Below are 20,749 nucleotides of genomic sequence, written 5' to 3' on the forward strand. Positions count from 1 at the left end.
GGTTACTTGGGATAACCGGCGCGCTTCATCTCGCGTTCAGTGGTTTGCTGAGCGGCAGCCAAGGCTTGATCCACCGTGGTCTGGCCGATCAGCGCTGCCGAGAACAGCTTGCCGACCTGGGTGCCCACCGCCTGGAACTCAGGAATGGTCACCAGTTGAATGCCGATGTAAGGCACCGGTTTCAGCGTCGGTTTGCTTGGGTCTGCCGCCTTGAGCGATTCCAGCGTGACCTTGGCGAACGGCGCGGCGCTCATGTAGGCGTCGCTGTAGGTCGAAGCGCGGGTGCCGGGCGGTACGTTGGCGATGCCGTCAGTTTTGGCCACTAGCTCGCCATATTCTTTGGAAGTTGCCCAGGCGCTGAAGGTTTTGGCTGCGTCCTTGGCCTTGGAACTGGTCGGAATCGCCAGCGCCCATGAATACAGCCAGGCCGAACCTTTATCGGTGACTTGATGCGGTGCGAAGGTGAAGCCGACGTGATCGGCGACTTTGCTCTGGGTCTTGTCGGTGACGAACGAGCCGGCGACGCTGGCATCGACCCACATTGCGCATTTGCCGCTGTTGAACAGCGCGAGGTTTTCGTTGAAACCGTTGCTGGAAGCGCCCGGCGGGCCGGATTTCTTCATGGTGTCGACGTAGAAGTTCAGCGCGTTTTTCCACTCCGGCCCGGTGAATTCCGGCTGCCATTTCTCATCGAACCAGCGCGCGCCATAGGCGTTGGCGACGGTGGTGATGAGCGCCATGTTCTCGCCCCAGCCGGCCTTGCCGCGCAGGCAGATGCCGTACTGTTCCTTGTCCTTTTTCGTCAGTTTTTCAGCGAAACCGGCAATCTCTTCCCAAGTCGGACGCTCGGGCATGGTCAGGCCGGCATCCTTGAACAGGTCGGTGCGGTAATAGGTGATCGAGCTTTCCGCGTAGAACGGCAGGGCGTACAGCGAACCCTTGACCGACAGGCCTTCACGCACCGACGGGAATACATCGTCGAGTGCATAACTGGCCGGCAGATCCTTCATCGGTTCCAGCCAGCCTTTGGCGCCCCACAGTGCCGCTTCATACATGCCGATGGTCAACACGTCGAACTGACCGCCCTGAGTGGCGATGTCGGTGGTCAGGCGTTGGCGCAGGACGTTTTCTTCGAGCACGACCCAATTGAGCTTGATGTCCGGATGCTCGGTCTCAAAGGTTTTCGAGAGCTTTTGCATGCGGATCATGTCGCTGTTGTTGACGGTGGCGATGGTCAGGGTCTGGGCGCCAAGGCTGACGCTGCTGAGGGTCATGCAGGTGAGGGCAAGCAGAGCTTTTGCAGTCGGTTGCATCGTGCACTCCTTTTCTGCACCCGGTGGGTTACAGAAGGACAGTTATTGTTTTTGTGTCTTCCTGTGCAGGAAGAATGTGCGCTGATTACAGCCTTCAATCGCAGGGCTGACAAATCATCCCTAGCACTTTGATCGATACTTTTTTGCACTGGGCATTTGTGGGGCGAACGCAGGGCAGGGCTTTTCAGCGAGGGGGCGCTATCGAATGCGTACAGGTTTCACAGCATTGCGAGGTCCATTGTGGGAGCGAGCCTGCTCGCGAAAGCGGTGTGTCAGCGACAGATTTGCCAACTGATCCTCCGCCTTCGCGAGCAGGCTCGCTCCCACAGGGGGGGAATTGCGTTGTCAATGGTGGTTCTGTTCAGTCAGGCGCTGCACGGCAAGCCGGCGATAGTGCGACGGCGTCATCCCTTTGAGCTGCTGAAAGCGCCGATTGAAGTTGGAAATATTGTTGAAGCCCGATTCGAAACACACCTCTGTCACCGGTTTGTCGCCATCAGCCAGCAGCTCGCAGGATTTGCTGATGCGCAGGCGATTGACGAACTCGATGAAATTGCGCCCGGTGGCCTGTTTGAACACACGACTGAAATAGGTCGGCGTCATGCCCAGGTGCTCGGCGACTTCCTCAAGTGAAATGTCGCGGGCGTAGTGGCTGAAAATGTAATCGACAGCCCGGTTGGTGCGATCGATATTGTGCTCGTCGGCCAGTTGCGGGGTGGTGGCGCCGGACAACAGCTGGAAATCATCGCTGGCGGCAAGCAGCTCCATCAGAATGAAAAAGTGCCCGAGGCGGGTGATGCCCTTACTGTCGGCAATGCGCTGCATCAGTGTCATGGCCTGGCGGATCGTACGCTTGCAGCGAAATTCGATGCCGTACTGCGCGCGCTCCAGCAAGGGCGCCAGGCTTTTCAATTCTGCGAACACCTGGTGGCCACTCTCGAATAACTCGTCGGTGAAGTTCACCAGCATGTCACGCTTCTCCACGACCTCGTCTTCGGCCACCTGGCTGATCCAGTTATGCGGCAGGTTGGGGCCGGTGAGAAACAGCGTTTCGGGATAAAAATTGCCGATGTAGTCGCCGATGAACACCTTGCCGGAACTGGCCACGATCAGGTGCAGTTCGTATTCCTTGTGGAAGTGCCAGCGCACCAGTGGGCAAGGGAAGCCGTGCTGGCGGTAAATGATGGACAACCCGTTATGGTCATCCATCAATTCGTATGAGGGGTCGGTCACGCGGGCGGTTCGGGTCATGGCGGGCAGCTTTTGTTGTTATCGCGTGCCGATCATGCCTCGTTTAGCGGGGTGAGCGCCAGTTGCACTCAAACGGCTTGTTCGTGAACGTTGCGTCGGGATTTTTCAACAGCTTTCTGCTGATTGACCTTCTGGCAGAAACGCACAATGTTCGAGTTTTTTATAAAGTCGAAATTGATGATATTGCACTTTTTTGCCCAGTCGGATTTGTCAGGGTCGAACCATGTGTCGAGATCCTCGAGAATTCGTTGAGGGCCGAAAGCGGTAAAGCTGGTTGCCGACAGCGACCATGGGTACAGGGTGCTGATGTTGGTTTTCATTACTTCTTTGATATAACCCTGCAGTTCGGACGTAGTGACGAATTGTTGACCGATCCACTTATGTTCAATTTGTTTATAAAACCGATTCTCCTGTGTACTCCAGGTCATCGGAGCGGCCACCATGATTCTTTGCAATGGACTGATTGCCTTGAGCTGGCCCAGAGTCATATGCAGATTCTGTTTTGGAATCATGCGGTCACCCAGGTGTTTCAACATCAATGCCCGAAATTCAGAATGATCAAAGGAAGTCTTGCCACTTCCCAGCTCATGGAAGTCGAGAATAATGAATTCATCGCGGTTTCTTTCATAAAAGCCTTTTAAATCACGTACAAGGTCTTCGAGCGTACGAGAGGAAAGGTAACCTCCGTGGTGAAAGCGGAACTTTGCCAGATCTGTCGCGTTGTCATCGACCGTCAGGCGCACATCGAGAGCCCGGGCGCCGCGATTAAGTTGTGAAAAGAAGGGTGCATCCTGACAGGCCAGCCAGTTCTTGCTTGGGAGTAGCGCATAACTTGCCTCACCGTCGCAACCAGCGTTATGTGCGCCTGGCAAGGTCAATTCAAATAGCGACAAGTTGTCGATTTGCGGCGTGTCTGCCATCCATTGATAAGCTTGGAAGTTGTCAAGGTTGTTCATGTTTTACATCCTGCAATTGGGTTTGATTTTTGTATAAGTTGTGCGCGCAGGATGTTTATAACGGTTGTTTGTTGGTTTACCAAGTTTGCTATTAATGCAAATCGTGTAGAAGTAGTCTCTTATGGGTTCGGTATTTGTTTATCGTTGCGGTTTTTTGCTTCGATCCATTGCGACATGTATTTCGTGCTCTTGTGCGAGTGATGGCGGAGCATACTTCCAGTGAAGTTTTTGGCTCTCAGGTCATGCATGTGCTGTTGGCAATAACGCAGTTTTTCGATTAGCGCCAAACCATGTATGGATTGCGAGTAGCGTTCATTCAGCAGCGTATACCCCGCTTGGCAGGCCTCTTGCCAACGCGCCTCATCGTTGTAAAGCGCCACGGCGTTGCCGACGAACTCGCTTGCGCTCGATGTGACCGCACCGGGCCAGGCGTGACCGCCGTGCATACCCTCGGCGCCAATCGGTGTTGTGATGCTGGGGGTGCCACAGAGCATGGCGTCGACCAGTTTGCCTTTGATGCCAGCGCCAAAGCGCAAAGGCGCCAGGCAGATTCGTGCGGCAGACATCACCTGCAATGCATCTTCGGCCCAGTTCATGATGTGGAAACCTTCGCTGGCGTTATGCAGCGCGGTCGCTTTAGGCGGCGTGTAGGCGCCGTAGATGTGCAATTGTGCCTGGGGTAATTGTTGGCGAATCAGCGGCCAGATCGTGCTTTTCATCCATAGCACCGCATCCCAGTTGGGTGCGTGGCGGAAGTTGCCGATACTCAGGAAGTGCGCCCGATCTGCAAATGCCGCAGGTTCGACCGCAGGCGGGTCGATCATCAACGGGCACCAGTGCAGTAATTGCCGGGGCAAGCCGAACTGCTCGATCAGCAATCGGATTTCCACTTCGGAGATCATCAGGTTCAGATCGCAGCGGTACAACGCCGCAATTTCTCGCTTGGCCAAATCACTACCGGCCATCAACTCAAACTCTTCGTGCAATGCCGGTGCAAACAGATCGCTGAAGTCATCCTGATCGCTGTTGGTTTTCAGGCGCTCCTTGAGTCGATGGTGGCGGGCGTGGCGCAGGCTTTGCAGATCGGAGGTCTCCAGCACGCGGAGCGCATTCGGACAGTGTTTCTCCACGCGCCAGCCGAACTGCTCCTCCATCATGAACTGGTCGAACAGGACAATGTCCGGCGCCAGTTCGCGGATGAAGGTGTCAAAACTGCTGTTGTTGAGTTCTATGGGGACTTCGCGAATACCCAGCGCAGCCAGATCTTCCTTGTGCTCGCCGGGGCCTGCCGGGCTGCTGAAGGTAATCGCCCAACCCTGCTGCAAGAACGTTTCAAGAATTTGCATGACGTGCCCGCTCGCCGCCGAGGAGCGCGGCTCGGGCCAGACGTATCCGATAACCAGGACTTTGGTAGCGGCGGGTTGAATCATTGACAACATTCCTTCACGGCGAACGAGGGGTAAAAAAGGGCGCAATTAAACCACAGGGGTAGGGTATGCGCCCGATTGTCCAAAATATCCCTCAATACCGCAGCCAGGCTTGCTGCGTAAACCGACTTTAGAAGTGCGGGTGTGCCAGATTCAGCAAGAGCGGCCCCTTCAGAAATTTCTCCGCTTCTGTACCATCTATGGCACGTTGGAGAGTCGCAAGGTTAAACGCAAAAGTGGCCGGATGAGTCCGGCTCTGATCGATCAGCGAGACCGCCACTGAATAGGACTCGGCATTGATCAATGCAGGGTTGTCTTGCACGATTTTCGGCCAGCTCTGGAGGGTCGCCTCAAACTCTTCGAAGTCTTTAACGCTCGCAAAAGCGTAGTGAGGGTTAGCGAGATTCTTCGGGTGTGCCTTGCGAGCATTTCGAGCGAAATCCATCAAGCCTGCCGCATCGTATTCTGCCGGGATGATACCGGCTCTGACTTCTCCGTAATAGAAATCAAGTGTGCCTGGCGCGCCGTGAGATATTTCGTGGACAAGAACATCGCCAATCCGGGCATCGTCGTATTTGGCTACTTGGTACCATTCATCCAGGTTGTCAGGATAGATCGCAAGGAATTTCGCCGCGCTGTCATCCAGCTGCGTGCCCGCATCAAGACTGGCTTTCCAGTGTTTATAAGTTGTGGTTTTTAACGCGGCTAGTGTATCGGTGCCACGTTTGCGGAAAGACATATGGTGATGCCCCAACAATCCGAGGTCCTTGCGCATTGCCCGCAAATTCTTGCTCAGGTAGTTGATGGCTTCGTCCGAGTCCGTGCCGAAAACGTATTTGACAATAGAGCGGACATCGTCATTTTCGATCTCCGACAATAGCTGGAGTGTGTTGTCCAGCTTGCTCTGAGCAAGCGGCGTGGCTTTTTTCAGATAGGCTTTTGTGTAACTGAAAGGTGTCGATCGTTTGAACAACCTAAGGAACGAAAATTTTTCTCGCGGCTTGATGTTTTTCAGGGCTGGCCCCCAGGCCTCGCCCCGTAAGTTCAGCGCGAACCATTCATCATTGTGGCGTGTCGCCCACACCTGAACGATGTCCTCAGACGCTTGCGCAGGCCGCCACTCTGCGAGGCGAATAGTGTCTGGATCAATTGTCGCGGCCAAGTGCCGTTGTGGAGGAGTGCCCGACCATTTGCGGGCATCGGAAAGCACGTTTTCCAGCTGGGCGAAACCGCTATTGAAGCCCTTGCGCAACAGTTTCCCGCCCTTGAACAACAGATCGGGTACGCCGTCCAGCGGGTTGAACACATTATTGACCAACCCCAGACCCACTTTGGCCAGTGTGCTGGCTTTGGTGGCAATGGTCATGGTTTTGGCAACGATGCTGACAACCTTAGCCACCGCACCGACTACCAGCAAAATAGTCATCGCAGCTTCTAGCGCACACGCTCCCGCCCCTTGAATTTGTCGCTCGACGTCGTCCGAACTCAAGTCTTCGATACAGGATTTAAAGGGCACCACGAAATTGAGGAAGGTGTCCAGATCGGCTTCCCGATCTGCGCGCAGAGCCTCCAGGCGAGTCTGCCCCCAACATTCCCTGACCAACTCATCATAAGTTGCGATCGGTCGGTGCTTGAGTACGAAATTCGCCAGCGGGTCGAATTCGCTGGAGTAGAAACTCTGGTAATAACCTTTGATGGCCTCGGGGGACGAAGACATTGGCAACTGCCCGATCTTATCGATCACACCCGAACTGACTTCAATGAGGCCGGGCGGGACGCCATGGGTATAACTCTCGATGTTCGTCGGCAGTGGATGCACTGTCGCAGGCAGCGAATAGCCTTTTTCGTCGCTGCGCACACTGGTATTCAGCAGGTTTTCTTTTTCAATCAGCGCCGCCAGCCGTGGATTTTCGCGACAGGTACCGTGCAGAGTGAAAAGTTCGTAACACGTCATCCGGCCCTCGAACTCGGCGCAGAGGACTACACCATAGCGCCCCTTTGACTCCTCTATTTCTTTATGGCTTTCCGTCGGTTTGCGTGAGGTAGTACCCAGGATTGTGTAAAGGGTCGACGATACGGGATTGGTTGGCAGATTGTTGAGCGTCTGAAGTTTCGCGACGGAGGGCCTGAGACTGAAAACCGTCACCTTGCCTTTCAGCAAGCGCGTTCTGTCCGCAATGGGCATTGCGCAAAACGCTTGCTTCAAGTGCGTGTCCATTGCCTTCATATGTTTGAGGTAATCGCGATTGAATTGCCGGTGAAACTCACCATCAGGCGCAATCAGATTGGGCAGCATGCGAGGAAACTCTGTGTAGATGCTTCCTCCATTCTTCAGGTCCCATTCCCTGGTCGCCAGGTCATTGGACATGTGCAATTCCACAGGCGATAGAGAAGCCCGGTCGCCATAGGCATCTACCCACGCCAGATTGTTCTTCTGATGCATGACGTCATGTTCCAGATAGCTGCATCCTTTGGCGACCTGCTCGAGGATGTCCAGTGAAACACTTCTACGGGTTGGCAAAGGGCGAGCCAGCGTGTCGGCCGTCTCAGCGAGTGTCCCGGCAAATCTGGCGTAAGCGCCGGAGGCTTTTTCAAGTGCGCCCCGGATCGATTTCGCTACGTCATCGTGGGTGATGATTTCGTTGAGTATCGCCCAATCGATCACCGCGTCTCCTGCCGCCAGCGCGTCGAGCGTCTTGCGGGATCCGGAGACCGCACTCAGCGTCGACAGTTGGTGCAATCCGGTATAGCTCATCGAGCGCGTCGATCCCGGCGCGATGGCTTCCTGCACTGCCACGATTCGGCAGAATTCGACCCATTGCGGGGTCCCCAACGCCAGGGTTGCAGGCAACTCTTTCACCAGAAATTCCGGCGCAGCCTCAGCAAGTAACAAGTGAGCGGCCAACGCTGCATTTTTTTGGCTGATCCGGTGATGCCGGATGAGGTGCTTTTCGAATGCCGTCTGAACATCGGCGAAGGACTGCTCTATATGCTCGACGGCATATAAATCGAAACCTGCCACCTGATTACGCGGCTCTGGCTCACCGATTCGCGGATGAAGATCAAGCAGCAGGGACGTCAGCATCAACTGCTTGAGCGATTCATCTGATTGCGGTTGATTTTCGCGCGCGCCATACCAGCCCAAATCCCGCACATAGGTAGTGGCCCATTGAAGCGCAATGGGACTGGAAACCAGTCGTTCAAGAGTATGTTCAGCTTCCGAGCGTTTGAAAGGTGCCGCCCGCCCGCCAAAGATGCTGTGCGAAAGATGTTCCAGCAGAGACTGACCCTGCAAGTAACTGGAAATGAGTCTACGGAACTCGTTACGTTGATCGGCAGAAAGAGTGACCGAGTTGTCGACTCCAGACTTGATCATTTCCCAATAGTTACCAAACGACGGTGTCATTACAGGTGGTTGCGTCATGAATGTTGTCAGCTTGGAACATTCAGCAACGGTTTGGGGAATCAGAAAGTCATGAAACTTCAGCCATTGTCCCAGCTCGATTTGTTCAGCCAGGGAAATACATCCTCCGCTCAGTTCGGCCATTTCAATAAGCGTCGAAAGATCATCTTTGAGGGTGGGTGCAAGTTTGAATGCGTTGGCGAACTCCAGTGTGTTACCTGAATATTTTGCTTGTATCTCACCTTCGGCTGTTACTGCAAATGTTGAGTCATCAGGGAACTTCAAAGTGGTCGCGAGTTTTTTGAAGGCCTCTTGCGCGCACAAGTTTTGCAGCATTTTCCTGCCAGGTTGCAAAGCGCTCTCAAGCGTTGAGCCGGATTCGAGGGTAATGGTTGTGCCGGCCAGATTGATGACCTGCGAGGGGCTGGTCTTGTTCTGGTACTGTTTTAACTTGTATATAACTTCCAGGCGCTCGGCGTGGTCAAGTTGAGTGTGGCGAACTGGATTCGGCAAATCATTGTGAGTTGTCCAGTTTATATTGGTAAGGTTCATGAGAAATCCATTTGTTTGGTGTGGCGGATATCCTCATCTGTTCTTTGTCACCCATCAAGTAATGCTGTGTAAGTTTATTATTCAGTTGTTAATCAGGCGGGGTGTTTTTTCGCGATTAATGCAGGCAGCGTAGCCCCTTCGTGATTGTTTGAAGGGGCGCAACAAAAAGCTGTGTTAGTTGATAATGCCTTTTACTTTGTCGCGTAACTGATCAATCGAAAACGGTTTACCAATTACGTGCATGTCTTCAGGCGCTTGAATGCCTTCGGCATAACCACTGGCGAATAGAATCGGCAGGGCGGGGCGAAATTTTCGTGCTTCTTTTGCCAGTTCAAGGCCATCCATGCCAGGCAAACCGACATCGGTCATCATCAGATCGATGTGTTTGGCTGCGTCCTTAAGAGCCTCGAGTGCCTGGTCGCTGCCGACCGCTTCGAGCACCGTGAACTCCAACTCCTCCAGCACATCAACAATCAGCATGCGCACGATGTTGTCGTCTTCTACGACAAGAATGGTGGGGGCGGAGGTAGACATATTGGGCTCTCGAAAGTCAGTTCAGGATCGCCGGCCGATCAAAAGTGCCGGGCTCTTGCATCAGTAAGTGGCGCAGTGCCACAAGTTCCCTGCCTGCAACAAAAAAAGCATAGCCGCAGACGGGCGCGCAAGGATAACTGTTCAAGGTTGTAAACGTGCCGGTGAATGTAGGAATTTGCGGCGAAAGGTGTGAGAAAAATGGATCCATGCCGTCGTTTTGGGGCAAACTCCCTGTTTTTCAACAGTTCGACAAGGCTGCCCCATGTCCTCTCCGTCTACGGTTGATGAGCAACGGTTTCGCAAACTCCTGAGCCGCAACATCAGTCTGCCCTTGGGCGTCGGTGTGCTCAGTGCCGTGTTCTTCGTGTCGCTGATCACTTATCTGCTGTCGGTTATCCAGTGGGTGGAGCACACCGACCGGGTGATCAATAACGCCAACGAAGCGGTGAAGCTCACTGTGGATCTGGAAACCGGCATGCGCGGCTTCCTGCTCAGCGGTGACGAGCATTTCCTCGATCCGTACGAAACGGCCAAGCCGCGCATCGCGGTGGCCCTCAGTACCTTGCTCGAACTGACCGCCGACAACCCGGTGCAAACCGATCGTCTGCGCCGTCTGCAAGCCTTGCAGGTTGAGTGGTCCAATTACGCCCAGTCGATGATTGATCTGCAGCGCTCCAGCGGCGATTACCGGGGCGCGGTCAAGGCCGGACGGGGCAAGCGCCTGACGGACGAAATCCGCAAGCAATTCGAAGACGTCATCGAAACCGAACAGGTCCTGCGCACCACGCGCAATGAAGACGTGCGCCGCACCACGATCTGGAGCATCAGTCTCTACCTGATTTTCATCGCGGGTATCAGCGGCTTGCTGGCTTATATCGGCAGGCGCGATCTGGTCAATCTCTCCGACAGTTACAGCGCCACACTGAACGCACAACAAGCCAGTGCCGAGCGTCTGGAACAACAGGCCTGGTTGCGCAATGGTCAGACCGAACTCGCCGAGCAGGTGCTGGGGCAACTGACGCTGAATCTGCTGGGGCGCAATATTCTGCAGTTCTGCGCGCAATACATGGGTACCGCCGTGGCCGCGCTATATGTGCGTGAAGAACACGGTGGCCTCAAGCGTGTGGCCACTTACGGCTTCTCCCGCGAACAGGAAGAGCAGGATCAGGCGATCTACAGCGGCGAAGGCATCGTTGGCCAAGTGGCGCAGCAGGCGCGGCTGATTCGTCTGGATTCGGTGCCGTCTGACTACTTTAAAGTCAGTTCCGGGCTGGGCGAGGGCTTGCCGCATAGTGTGCTGGTGGTGCCGACCAGCGATGACGACCGCGTCAATGGCGTGATCGAACTGGGTTTCCTGCGTCCGCTCTCGGATCGCGATATCGAACTGCTGGAACTGATTGCCGGCAACATCGGCACCTCCATCGAAGCCGCGCGCTATCGCCAGCGCCTGCAGGAAGTGCTGGCCGAAACCCAGCAACTCAACGAAGAGTTGCAGGTGCAACAGGAAGAGCTGAAAACCGCCAACGAAGAACTGGAAGAGCAGTCGCGGATTCTCAAGGAGTCCCAGGCGCACCTGGAAACCCAGCAAGTCGAACTGGAACAGACCAACGAGCAGCTTGCCGAACAGGCGCAGACCCTGGCCGAGCAACGCGATGCCATGGATCTGAAGAACACCGAACTCAATCAGGCCCAGGTGCAACTCGAAGAGCGCGCCGAAGAATTACAGCGCTCAAGCAAGTACAAATCCGAATTCCTCGCCAACATGTCCCACGAACTGCGCACGCCGCTGAACAGTTCACTGATTCTGGCCAAGTTGCTGGCGGAGAACCCGCAGGACAATCTCAGCGCCGAACAGGTCAAGTTTGCCGAATCGATCTACTCCGCCGGCAACGATTTGCTCAACCTGATCAACGACATTCTGGACATCTCCAAGGTCGAGGCGGGCAAGCTCGAGGTGATTCCGGAGAACACCAGTGTTGCGCGTCTGGCCGATGGTCTGCGCAGCGTGTTCGAGCCTTTGGCGGCAGACAAACAGCTGACCTTCAGTGTCGATTTACAGCCCGGCGCGCCGGGCATGCTGTACACCGACCGCCAACGTCTGGAGCAGGTGATCAAGAACCTGCTGTCCAACGCGGTGAAATTCACCGAGAAAGGTACGGTGAGTCTGACCATCGCCGGTCAGCCTGACGATCGGATTGCGTTCATCGTGCGCGATTCGGGTATCGGCATTGCCGCCGATCAGCAGGAGAGCATTTTCGAAGCCTTCCGCCAGGCCGACGGCACCACCAACCGCAAGTACGGCGGCACGGGTCTGGGCCTGTCGATTTCGCGGGATCTGGCGACGTTGCTCGGCGGTTCGATCAGCGTCAGCAGCACGCCGGGACAGGGCAGCGTGTTCACGCTGGTGTTGCCGCAGCAGTTCGACGAGTCCAATGAAGTGCCTTTCGCGCCGTTGACCTTTACCCCGCCAGCGGCTGTGGTCAGCGCGCCTGTAGCGCCGGTGGTTTCGCCGTTGGCGCCGGTGCACATTCCGCGCTTCGCCGATGACCGCAACAAGGCGCCATTCTCCACGCGTTGCATTCTGGTGGTGGAAGACGAGCCGAACTTTGCGCACATCCTCTACGATCTGGCGCACGAACTGGGCTATCAGTGCCTGGTCGCCCATGGTGCGGATGAGGGTTATGACCTGGCCAAGGAATTTGTCCCGGATGCAATTCTGCTCGACATGCGCCTGCCGGATCACTCTGGCCTTACCGTGCTGCAACGCCTGAAAGAACACGCTGAAACCCGGCACATCCCGGTGCACGTAATCTCGGTCGAGGACCGGGTCGAAGCGGCGATGCACATGGGCGCCATTGGCTATGCGGTGAAACCGACCACGCGCGAAGAGCTCAAGGATGTGTTTGCCCGTCTCGAAGCCAAACTGACCCAGAAGGTCAAGCGTGTGCTGTTGGTCGAGGACGACGATTTGCAGCGCGAAAGCATTGCGCGGCTGATCGGCGACGAAGACATCGAAATCACCGCCGTCGGCCTCGCGCAGGATGCTTTGGAGCTGTTGCGCACGACTATCTACGACTGCATGGTCATCGACCTGAAGCTGCCGGACATGCTTGGCAATGAGCTGCTCAAACGCATGTCCACCGAAGACATCTGTTCGTTCCCGCCGGTCATCGTCTATACCGGTCGCAACCTGACCCGCGATGAAGAGGCCGAACTGCGCAAGTATTCGCGTTCGATCATCATCAAGGGCGCACGCTCGCCGGAGCGCTTGCTGGACGAGGTCACACTCTTTCTGCACAAAGTCGAATCGCAGTTGTCCCATGAACGGCAGAAGATGCTCAAGACCGCGCGCAGCCGCGACAAGGTCTTCGAGGGTCGCAAAGTGCTGCTGGTGGACGACGATGTGCGCAACATCTTCGCCCTGACCAGCGCCCTGGAACACAAAGGCGCAGTCGTGGTGATCGGCCGTAATGGCCGTGAGGCGATTGAGAAATTAAATGAAGTCGAGGACATTGACCTGGTGTTGATGGACGTGATGATGCCGGAAATGGACGGTTTTGAAGCCACCATTGAAATCCGCAAGGATCCGCGCTGGCGCAAACTGCCAATCATCGCGGTGACGGCCAAGGCCATGAAGGACGATCAGGAGCGCTGCCTGCAGGCTGGCGCCAACGATTATCTGGCCAAGCCCATCGACCTGGATCGGCTGTTCTCGTTGATTCGCGTGTGGTTACCGAAGATGGAACGCATTTAGTGGAACGCAGTCACTCCGTGGAACGAAACAGCGAAATCGAATTGCGGCTGTTGATTGAGGCGATTTACCTCAAGTACAGCTATGACTTTCGCGATTACTCAGGCGCTTCGATCAAGCGCCGGGTGCAACACGCGTTGAGTCAGTTCGAGTGCGCGACCATTTCGGCGTTGCAGGAAAAAGTCCTGCATGACCCGACCGCGTTCATGCAATTGCTGCAGTTGCTGACGATTCCGGTCAGCGAGATGTTTCGCGACCCGTCGCACTTTCTGGCGATTCGCAAGGAAGTCGTGCCGCTGCTCAGGACCTATCCGTCGATCAAGATCTGGATCGCCGGATGCAGCACCGGCGAGGAGGTCTATTCGATGGCGATTCTGCTACGCGAAGAGGGCCTGCTTGATCGCACGATCATCTACGCTACTGACATCAACCCACGCTCGCTGGACAAGGCCAAGCAAGGCATTTTCTCGATGGAGAACGTGCGTGCCTACACCGCCAACTACCAACAGGCAGGTGGTCAGTGTTCATTTGCCGACTATTACACCGCCGCCTATGGTTACGCGATTTTCGACAAGAGCCTGTGTGAAAACGTGACGTTCGCCGATCACAGCTTGGCCACCGACAGCGTGTTCTCCGAAACCCAATTGATTTCATGCCGCAACGTGCTGATCTACTTCAACAAGAAATTGCAGGATCGGGCGTTCGGGTTGTTCCATGAGTCACTTTGCCATCGCGGTTTTCTGGTGCTCGGCAGTAAAGAAACGCTGGATTTCTCCAGCTATGCCAACCAGTTCGAGCCATTGGTAAAACAAGAACGGATCTACCGAAAATCATGAACGACACCACGGATCTGCCTCGAATCGAGGCTATTGTGGTCGGTGCTTCGGCCGGTGGTGTCGAAGCATTGATGAATCTGCTTGGCCCTCTGCGTAAGGGGTTTGTCTTGCCGATTATCATCGTGCTGCACTTGCCTGAAGAGCGCCGCAGCCAATTGGCCGAAGTGTTTGCCCGGCGTCTGGCGCTGCCGGTGGCAGAGGCCACGGACAAACAGGACATCGAGGCCGGCACGGTGTATTTTGCGACCCCCGGTTATCACCTGTCGGTGGAGCAGGATCGCAGTCTGTCCTTGAGCCTTGAGGAGCGCGTTCATCATTCCCGGCCATCGATCGATTACCTTTTCGAATCCGCTGCCGACGTCTACGGAACAAAACTGGCTGCCGTGTTGCTGACCGGCGCCAACCACGATGGCGCGCGGGGTCTGGCGCAGGTCAAACGCCACGGCGGCCTGACCATCGTGCAAGACCCCGAAGACGCTCAAGTCGCCACCATGCCTCTGGCAGCGCTGAAAATTCAGCCACCGGATCATGTCTTACCCATTCACGGCATCGGCCGTCTGCTAGTCGAGCTGGAACGAATCGCATGCTGAGTAATATCCAGGCAAAACTGCTGATCGTCGACGATCTGCCAGAAAATCTGCTAGCTCTCGAAGCCCTGATCAAACGTGAAGACCGCACTGTTTATAAAGCGCTGTCGGCGGACGAAGCACTGTCACTGCTGCTGCAACATGAGTTCGCCATGGCCATTCTCGACGTGCAGATGCCTGGCATGAACGGCTTTGAGCTGGCGGAGTTGATGCGCGGCACCGAGAAAACCAAGAACATCCCGATCATTTTCGTCAGCGCCGCCGGCCGTGAATTGAACTACGCGTTCAAAGGCTACGAAAGCGGCGCGGTGGATTTCCTGCACAAGCCGCTGGACATCCACGCGGTCAAGAGCAAGGTCAACGTGTTTGTCGACCTGTATCGCCAAAGCAAAGCCATGAAGCAACAGGTCGAAGCCCTGGAGCAGGCCCGCCGCGAGCAGGAAGCACTGCTGCAACAGTTGCAGAGCACCCAACGGGAACTTGAGCAAGCGGTGCGGATGCGCGATGACTTCATGTCCATCGTCGCTCACGAAGTGCGCACGCCGCTCAACGGTCTGATACTTGAAACCCAATTGCGCAAGATGCACCTGGCGCGGGACAACGCTGCGGCGTTCACCCTCGACAAGATGCACGCCATGGTCGATCGCGACGAGCGGCAGATCAAAAGTCTGATCCGGCTGATAGAGGACATGCTCGACGTCTCGCGGATCCGTACCGGCAAGCTGTCGATCCGCCCGAGCCGTTTTGATCTGGTGCAGTTGGTGAGCAATCTGCTGCAGAATTTCGCGCAGCAGATCGAGGCGGCGGAAACCACCGTTTCCTTCGAAGCGGAGCATCCGGTGGAGGGTTGTTGGGATGAGTTCCGCATCGAGCAGGTCATTTCCAATCTGTTGACCAATGCCTTGCGTTACGGCGGCAGAAGCCCGATTCAGGTACGCGTCTACCGTCAGGGCAACCAGGCGCGGGTCGAGGTTCAGGACCACGGAATCGGCATCAGCGCAGAGAACCAGAAGCGCATTTTCCAACAGTTCGAACGGGTCTCCGCCAAGACAGTAGTGGCCGGTCTTGGGCTGGGTCTGTTCATTTCCGAGCAGATCGTCACCGCCCATGGCGGCTCCATCGTCGTCGAGAGTGAAATCAACGAGGGCGCCCTGTTTCGCGTTTGTCTGCCGGTCGAGGAAAACGGCACATCCGACGCAACCTCTGAGTGACCGCACGGTCGTATCAGCAGCTATTGACCGAACAAAGGCTTCCCATGAGCGTAGATGCACAAGATGTAGTACTCGTCGTCGAGGACGAACCGGTTATCTTGATGATCCTGACGGATTACCTGTCAGGGCAGGGATATCGCGTGTTGCAGGCCGAAAATGGCGAGCAGGCGTTCGAGATTCTGGCGAGCAAGCCACATCTGGACATGTTGATCACCGATTTTCGCCTGCCTGGCGGGATTTCCGGCGTGCAGATCGCCGAGCCTGCGGTAAAGCTGCGTCCCGATCTGAAGGTGATTTTCATCAGCGGTTATCCGCAGGAAATACGCGAGACCGGCAGTCCGATCACGCGCAAGGCGCCGATTCTGGAAAAACCGTTTGATCTGGATGTGTTGCAGGAAAAGATTCAGGAACTGCTGGCCTGAAATCTCGCAGGCGCTGCCGAAGGCTGCGATCTTTGTAACCCGCAGCCTTCGGCAGCTCCTACAGGTTCAGCGTTTCAACGTTTCAGCTTTTGATCATCTCCCGCACCTTGGCGGTCAGCAGGTCAAACGTGAACGGTTTGGTGATCATCTGCATGCCCGAATCGAGAAACCCGCCACGCACCGCCGCGTGCTCGGCGTATCCGGTGATAAACAAGACCTTCAGACCTGGCCGGTATTGACGGCCAACCTCTGCCAGTTGCCGGCCGTTCATGCCCGGTAGACCGACATCACTGATCAGCAGATCGATGCGCTGCGTCGAATTCAGAATCGGCACGGCGCTGTCGGCATCCCAGGCTTCGACAAAGGCATAACCCAACTCGCCGAGTACCGCGCAAACCAGCACGCGCACGGCCGGGTCGTCTTCGACGATCAGCACGGTTTCGCCGTGAAGCGCCTCCGGCAGTTGTTGAACATCGGGGGCGGGGATGGCCAGCTCTTCACCACGAAAGCGCGGCAGGTAAAGTCTGACTGTGGTGCCTTCATCGATCTCGCTGTCGATCGAGACATGCCCGCGTGACTGCTTGCTGAAACCGTAGATCATCGACAGGCCCAGCCCCGTGCCCTGGCCGATCGGTTTGGTGGTGAAAAACGGATCGAACGCACGGTTGACGACACTTTGTGGCATGCCGCTGCCGTTGTCGGTGACGCTGAGCATCACGTAATCACCGGGTTCGAGGTTGTTGTAGGCCTCGGTGAAGCCGCGATTGAGCACCTGATTGCTGGTCTCGACTACCAGTTTGCCGCCGTCGGGCATGGCATCGCGGGCATTGATCACCAGGTTGAGCAGGGCGCTTTCCAGCTGATTGGGATCCGCTTCCGCAACCCACAACTTGTCGTTGAGGCGCATGTCCAGCTGAATGCTTTCATTAAGGCTGCGTTGCAGCAACTCGCCCATGGACAGCACCAGAGTGTTCATTTGCACGGCTTTGGAATCGAGCGACTGCCGCCGTGAAAACGCCAGCAAACGGTGAGTCAGGCCGGCGGCGCGATTGGCCGAGGTCACCCCCAGATCAATCAAGCTGTCGAGGTCGTCCGTACGACCACGGGCCAGACGCCGGCGCAACAATTCGAGGCTACCAATGATGCCGGTGAGCATGTTGTTGAAGTCGTGGGCGATACCGCCGGTAAGTTGGCCAACCGCTTCCATTTTCTGCGACTGGCGCAGCGCTTCTTCGTTATGGCGAAGTTGTGCGGTGCGTTCCTCGACCTGCTGTTCCAGGGTTTCCAGGGTCGACTGCAGACGTCGTTCACTTTCACTCAGGTCGATCAACCGGTCGCGGGCCTCGTACTGTCGTCGGCGCCCGCGCAGCGCTGCGGAGACCATACTGACCAGTGTCGCGGGATGAAACGGTCGTTCCAGGAATGTGACGTTACCCAGCAGATCGCTCAGGCGTGAGGAGGGGCCTTGTTCCTGACCACCGTGATGGGTCAACAGCACAATCGGCAGATCCGACCAGGCTGGCTGCTGTTCCAGATAATGGAACAGCGCTTCCAGTTCTGGCCCGCGCAAGGCTTCGGCGGCGACCAGCAACAGACCGGCACCGATTTCAAGTTCCGTACACAGCGAACTCAGAGTAGGCGTTACGACGCCGCCGTAACCCGCCTCGTTGAGGATCATCAGCGCAATCTGGCTGTCGCGACCCACGGGCGCGAGAATCAGCGCCCGTTCGGCCAGCGGCACTTGAACCGTCACAAGCGCTCTTCCTGCAGCAACGGATTGCTCGCGCCGAGGTAGGTGGGGACGCCGCGCAATACGCCCTGAAAGGCTTCCAGCGGTTCGCCGATGGTCATGCCTTGTGTGGAAATGCGGTATTCACGAATGGTCGATTCGTGGCTGCCGGTGCGTTTCTTGATGATCGAGATCGCGCGACGGACTTTGCCCAGCGCTTCGAAGTAGCGCAACAGGATCACCGTGTCAGCCAGATAAGTAATGTCGACCGGCGCTTGCATATCGCCGACCAGACCATGCTGGGCGACCGTCATGAACGTCGCCGCGCCTTTGCGGTTCAGGTACAACAACAGTTCGTGCATGTGCAGCACCAGCGCATTTTCTTCCGGCATTGCCGCCTGATAGCCGTTGATGCTGTCGATGACCACGGTTTTGATTTGTCCTTCATCGACGCAGCGCCGCACGCGGTGGGAGAACTCGCCCGGCGACAGTTCGGCGGCGTCGACCTGTTCGATCAACAGATTGCCGGTGGCTTGCAGGGCCTTGAGGTCGATGCCAATGTTCTTCATGCGCTCAAACAGCAGGCCCAGCTCTTCATCGAAGATAAACAGTGCGGCTTTCTCGCCACGGAGCACGGCAGCTGCGGCGAAGATCATCGAGATCAGCGATTTACCGGTACCGGCAGGGCCGAGGATCAGCGTACTGGAACCAGTCTCGATGCCGCCGCCGAGCAGCGCGTCCAATTCCGGGATGCCGCTGGACAGTTGCAGGCGCGCATAGTCGCCACGGTGTTCGGCCGCCACCAGACGGGGGAACACATGCACGCCATCGCCCATGATGGTGAAGTCGTGGAAACCGCCGCGATACTTTTGCCCGCGATACTTGACCACCCGCACGCGCCGCCGCTCGGCGCCGTAATTGGGCGTCAGTTCTTCGAGGCGAATCACCCCGTGAGCCACGCTGTGCACGGTTTTGTCGAGGGACTCGGTGGTCAGGTCGTCAAGCAGCAGCACCGTGGCGTTATAGCGCACGAAGTAATGCTTGATGGCCAGAATCTGCCGGCGATAACGCAACGAACTTTGCGCCAACAGGCGGATCTCGGACAGGCTGTCGAGCACTACCCGCGTCGGCTTGAAGCGTTCGACCGCTTCGAAAATCTGCTTGGTGGCTTCGCCCAGTTCCAGGTCGGAGGAATACAACAGACTCTGCTGGTGTTCAGCATTGAGCAGGCTTTCCGGAGGCGTGAGCTCGAAGATCTTGATGTTGTCATCCAGCGTCCAGCCGTGGGACAACGCCCCTTGCCTTAGTTCGCGCTCGGTTTCCGAGAGCGTGATGTACAACGAGCGTTCGCCGGCTTTCGCGCCGGCCAGGAGAAAATGCAAAGCGACCGTGGTTTTGCCGGTTCCGGGTTCGCCCTCCAGCAAGAAAACATGACCGCGAGACAGGCCACCGGCCAGGATATCGTCCAGACCTCCAATGCCGGTAGCGGCTTTCGCACTGTTCAACTCGTTAGAAGTAGACAAAAATTGCCCTCTCATGACTAAGGGAAGCGAGGCCGCCAACGAATTGAACGGCCTGAATACCTTGACCTTGCGGCGTGATGGCAGTTCCGAAATTCCTTACCGGATGTCTCAAACGAGCTGTCGAAAGTGGTTCAGAGGCCTTGCTGCAACGCGGGATCATCGGGGTTCAACTGCTCCAGTTGCGCCAGCAGAATCTGCACGTTCTGCAGTTGTCCGCTTTCCTTCCAGTAGTTGATCAGCAAGACCCGCGCCTTGCGGTCGGCGGGATGGCGCTGAACGATTTCCTGCAGCTGCTTCTGCGCCGCTTCCAGTTCTTCGGCGCTGTGCAGGGTGGTGGCGAGGTCGTAGCGGTAATCCTTGTTGTCCGGCTCAAGCTCGACGGCTTTGGACAAACCGAGCAGGGCGTATTCGCGCTGATCGTGGTGCAACAGCCAAAGCCCCAGGGCATGTTGCAGGTAGGCAGAATCAGGTTGTGCCTTGAGTTGCTGGCCCAGCAGTTGCCGGGCGGCGTCGGTTTGACCCTGGCGGTCGAGGACATCGATCTGCATCACCAGTGCCTGCAGATTGCCGGGTTCCAGACGCAGGGTATTGTCCAGCGCGTCCTGCGCCTCTTTGAGTTCGGCATTGTGCAGATGCAGTCGCGCCAGTTGCGCGTAGTTGGCGGCGCTTTCCGGCTGCGCCTTGAGCGTTTGTTCCCAGCCGTCGATCGCCTGTTGCAGCGGCGCGAAATACAGGCCCAGTTCGTCCGGAGTCAAGCCAAGCAGGGCATTGACCGCGGCAAAGCGTACGGTTTGATCCTCATCCTCAAGCATTGGCCCGAACAGCAAACTGCGTTGCCCGCCCGGCACCAGTCCCACCACGCTTCTGATCGCCGCCAGCCGCACGGCGGGGGATTCGTTCTGCAGGTCTGTGTCGGCCAGTTTCAACGCCTGGGGGCTCGGATAATTGGGTAACTCGCCATGCAGCCACACACGGCGCTTGACCGAGATGTCCGGCCGGCCCAACTGTTGATACAACTGGCGTGCCGCGCCCGGTTGCCCCTTACGCGCGGCATCGAGCGCTTCGCTGTAGCCGTGTTTGATTGCATCGGGGACGACCGGGGCGGTGCTGCGCAGCCACAACCAGGCCACGAGGACGACAAGCACAAGGCCCAGGCTGATAAGCAGATAGCGGCGAGACTGAGGCATGCAGGTTTCCGAAACAGGCGTTCTTGAGCAGAGCGGCAAGCTTCGGTCAGCTCGGGCCATGAGTCAA

General features: G+C 56.7%; 14 protein-coding genes. 5 read left to right on the forward strand and 9 right to left on the reverse strand.

Annotated elements, in window-relative coordinates; translation table 11 throughout:
• Window positions 1-2: 2 nt before the first annotated feature.
• The 6 genes from BK670_RS10560 to BK670_RS10585 form a co-directional block, all read right to left on the reverse strand.
• Window positions 3-1,313, reverse strand: a complete 1,311-nt coding sequence (locus BK670_RS10560; RefSeq protein ID WP_123449703.1) for an ABC transporter substrate-binding protein — start codon at window positions 1,311-1,313, stop codon at window positions 3-5.
• A gap of 345 nt (window positions 1,314-1,658) precedes the next feature.
• A complete protein-coding gene (locus tag BK670_RS10565) occupies window positions 1,659-2,564 on the reverse strand; it encodes an AraC family transcriptional regulator (RefSeq protein ID WP_123449704.1) in 906 nt (301 codons plus the stop codon).
• A 68-nt stretch (window positions 2,565-2,632) separates the two neighbouring features.
• A complete protein-coding gene (locus BK670_RS10570; RefSeq protein WP_123449705.1) occupies window positions 2,633-3,520 on the reverse strand; it encodes a phosphatidylinositol-specific phospholipase C domain-containing protein in 888 nt (295 codons plus the stop codon).
• Window positions 3,521-3,639: 119 nt separating this feature from the next.
• Window positions 3,640-4,950: a glycosyltransferase family 4 protein gene (locus BK670_RS10575; protein WP_123449706.1), complete on the reverse strand. Its 1,311-nt coding sequence runs from the start codon at window positions 4,948-4,950 to the stop codon at window positions 3,640-3,642.
• Window positions 4,951-5,077: 127 nt separating this feature from the next.
• Window positions 5,078-8,902 carry a hypothetical protein gene (locus tag BK670_RS10580; protein ID WP_259697551.1) on the reverse strand — a complete coding sequence of 1,275 codons (3,825 nt, stop codon included), beginning with the start codon at window positions 8,900-8,902 and terminating at the stop codon, window positions 5,078-5,080.
• A 174-nt stretch (window positions 8,903-9,076) separates the two neighbouring features.
• A complete protein-coding gene (locus BK670_RS10585; protein ID WP_123449707.1) occupies window positions 9,077-9,436 on the reverse strand; it encodes a response regulator in 360 nt (119 codons plus the stop codon).
• Between the two features lie 262 nt (window positions 9,437-9,698).
• Between BK670_RS10585 and BK670_RS10590 the strand changes: the two genes are divergently transcribed.
• From BK670_RS10590 to BK670_RS10610, 5 genes are read left to right on the forward strand one after another with little or no spacing between them, the layout of a single operon-like run.
• Window positions 9,699-13,190 (forward strand): response regulator, encoded by a 3,492-nt coding sequence (locus BK670_RS10590; protein ID WP_123449708.1) that lies wholly within the window; start codon window positions 9,699-9,701, stop codon window positions 13,188-13,190.
• Complete coding sequence (locus BK670_RS10595; protein ID WP_095120878.1) at window positions 13,190-14,023, forward strand: CheR family methyltransferase; 834 nt, start codon at window positions 13,190-13,192, stop codon at window positions 14,021-14,023. The genes BK670_RS10590 and BK670_RS10595 overlap by 1 nt, the downstream gene beginning before the upstream one ends.
• Window positions 14,020-14,613: a chemotaxis protein CheB gene (locus BK670_RS10600; RefSeq protein ID WP_123449709.1), complete on the forward strand. Its 594-nt coding sequence runs from the start codon at window positions 14,020-14,022 to the stop codon at window positions 14,611-14,613. The genes BK670_RS10595 and BK670_RS10600 overlap by 4 nt, the downstream gene beginning before the upstream one ends.
• Window positions 14,607-15,821 (forward strand): hybrid sensor histidine kinase/response regulator, encoded by a 1,215-nt coding sequence (locus BK670_RS10605; RefSeq protein WP_123449710.1) that lies wholly within the window; start codon window positions 14,607-14,609, stop codon window positions 15,819-15,821. Before BK670_RS10600 ends, BK670_RS10605 begins: the two co-directional genes overlap by 7 nt.
• A 44-nt stretch (window positions 15,822-15,865) precedes the next feature.
• Complete coding sequence (locus BK670_RS10610; RefSeq protein WP_103304982.1) at window positions 15,866-16,243, forward strand: response regulator; 378 nt, start codon at window positions 15,866-15,868, stop codon at window positions 16,241-16,243.
• An 82-nt stretch (window positions 16,244-16,325) separates the two neighbouring features.
• On the opposite strand, the gene BK670_RS10615 is transcribed toward BK670_RS10610, so the two are convergent.
• The 3 genes from BK670_RS10615 to BK670_RS10625 all read right to left on the reverse strand — a co-directional run bounded on the left by BK670_RS10615 (window position 16,326) and on the right by BK670_RS10625 (window position 20,682).
• Window positions 16,326-17,996: an ATP-binding protein gene (locus BK670_RS10615; protein ID WP_123449711.1), complete on the reverse strand. Its 1,671-nt coding sequence runs from the start codon at window positions 17,994-17,996 to the stop codon at window positions 16,326-16,328.
• Window positions 17,993-19,495, reverse strand: a complete 1,503-nt coding sequence (locus tag BK670_RS10620) for an ATPase domain-containing protein (protein ID WP_123449712.1) — start codon at window positions 19,493-19,495, stop codon at window positions 17,993-17,995. The genes BK670_RS10615 and BK670_RS10620 overlap by 4 nt, the downstream gene beginning before the upstream one ends.
• Before the next feature lie 131 nt (window positions 19,496-19,626).
• Entirely contained in the window at window positions 19,627-20,682 is a 1,056-nt protein-coding gene (locus BK670_RS10625; protein ID WP_123449713.1) for a tetratricopeptide repeat protein, read from the reverse strand.
• Between the last annotated feature and the right edge of the window lie 67 nt (window positions 20,683-20,749).

The sequence above is a fragment of the Pseudomonas fluorescens genome (assembly GCF_003732425.1).
Lineage (GTDB): Bacteria > Pseudomonadota > Gammaproteobacteria > Pseudomonadales > Pseudomonadaceae > Aquipseudomonas > Aquipseudomonas fluorescens_BE.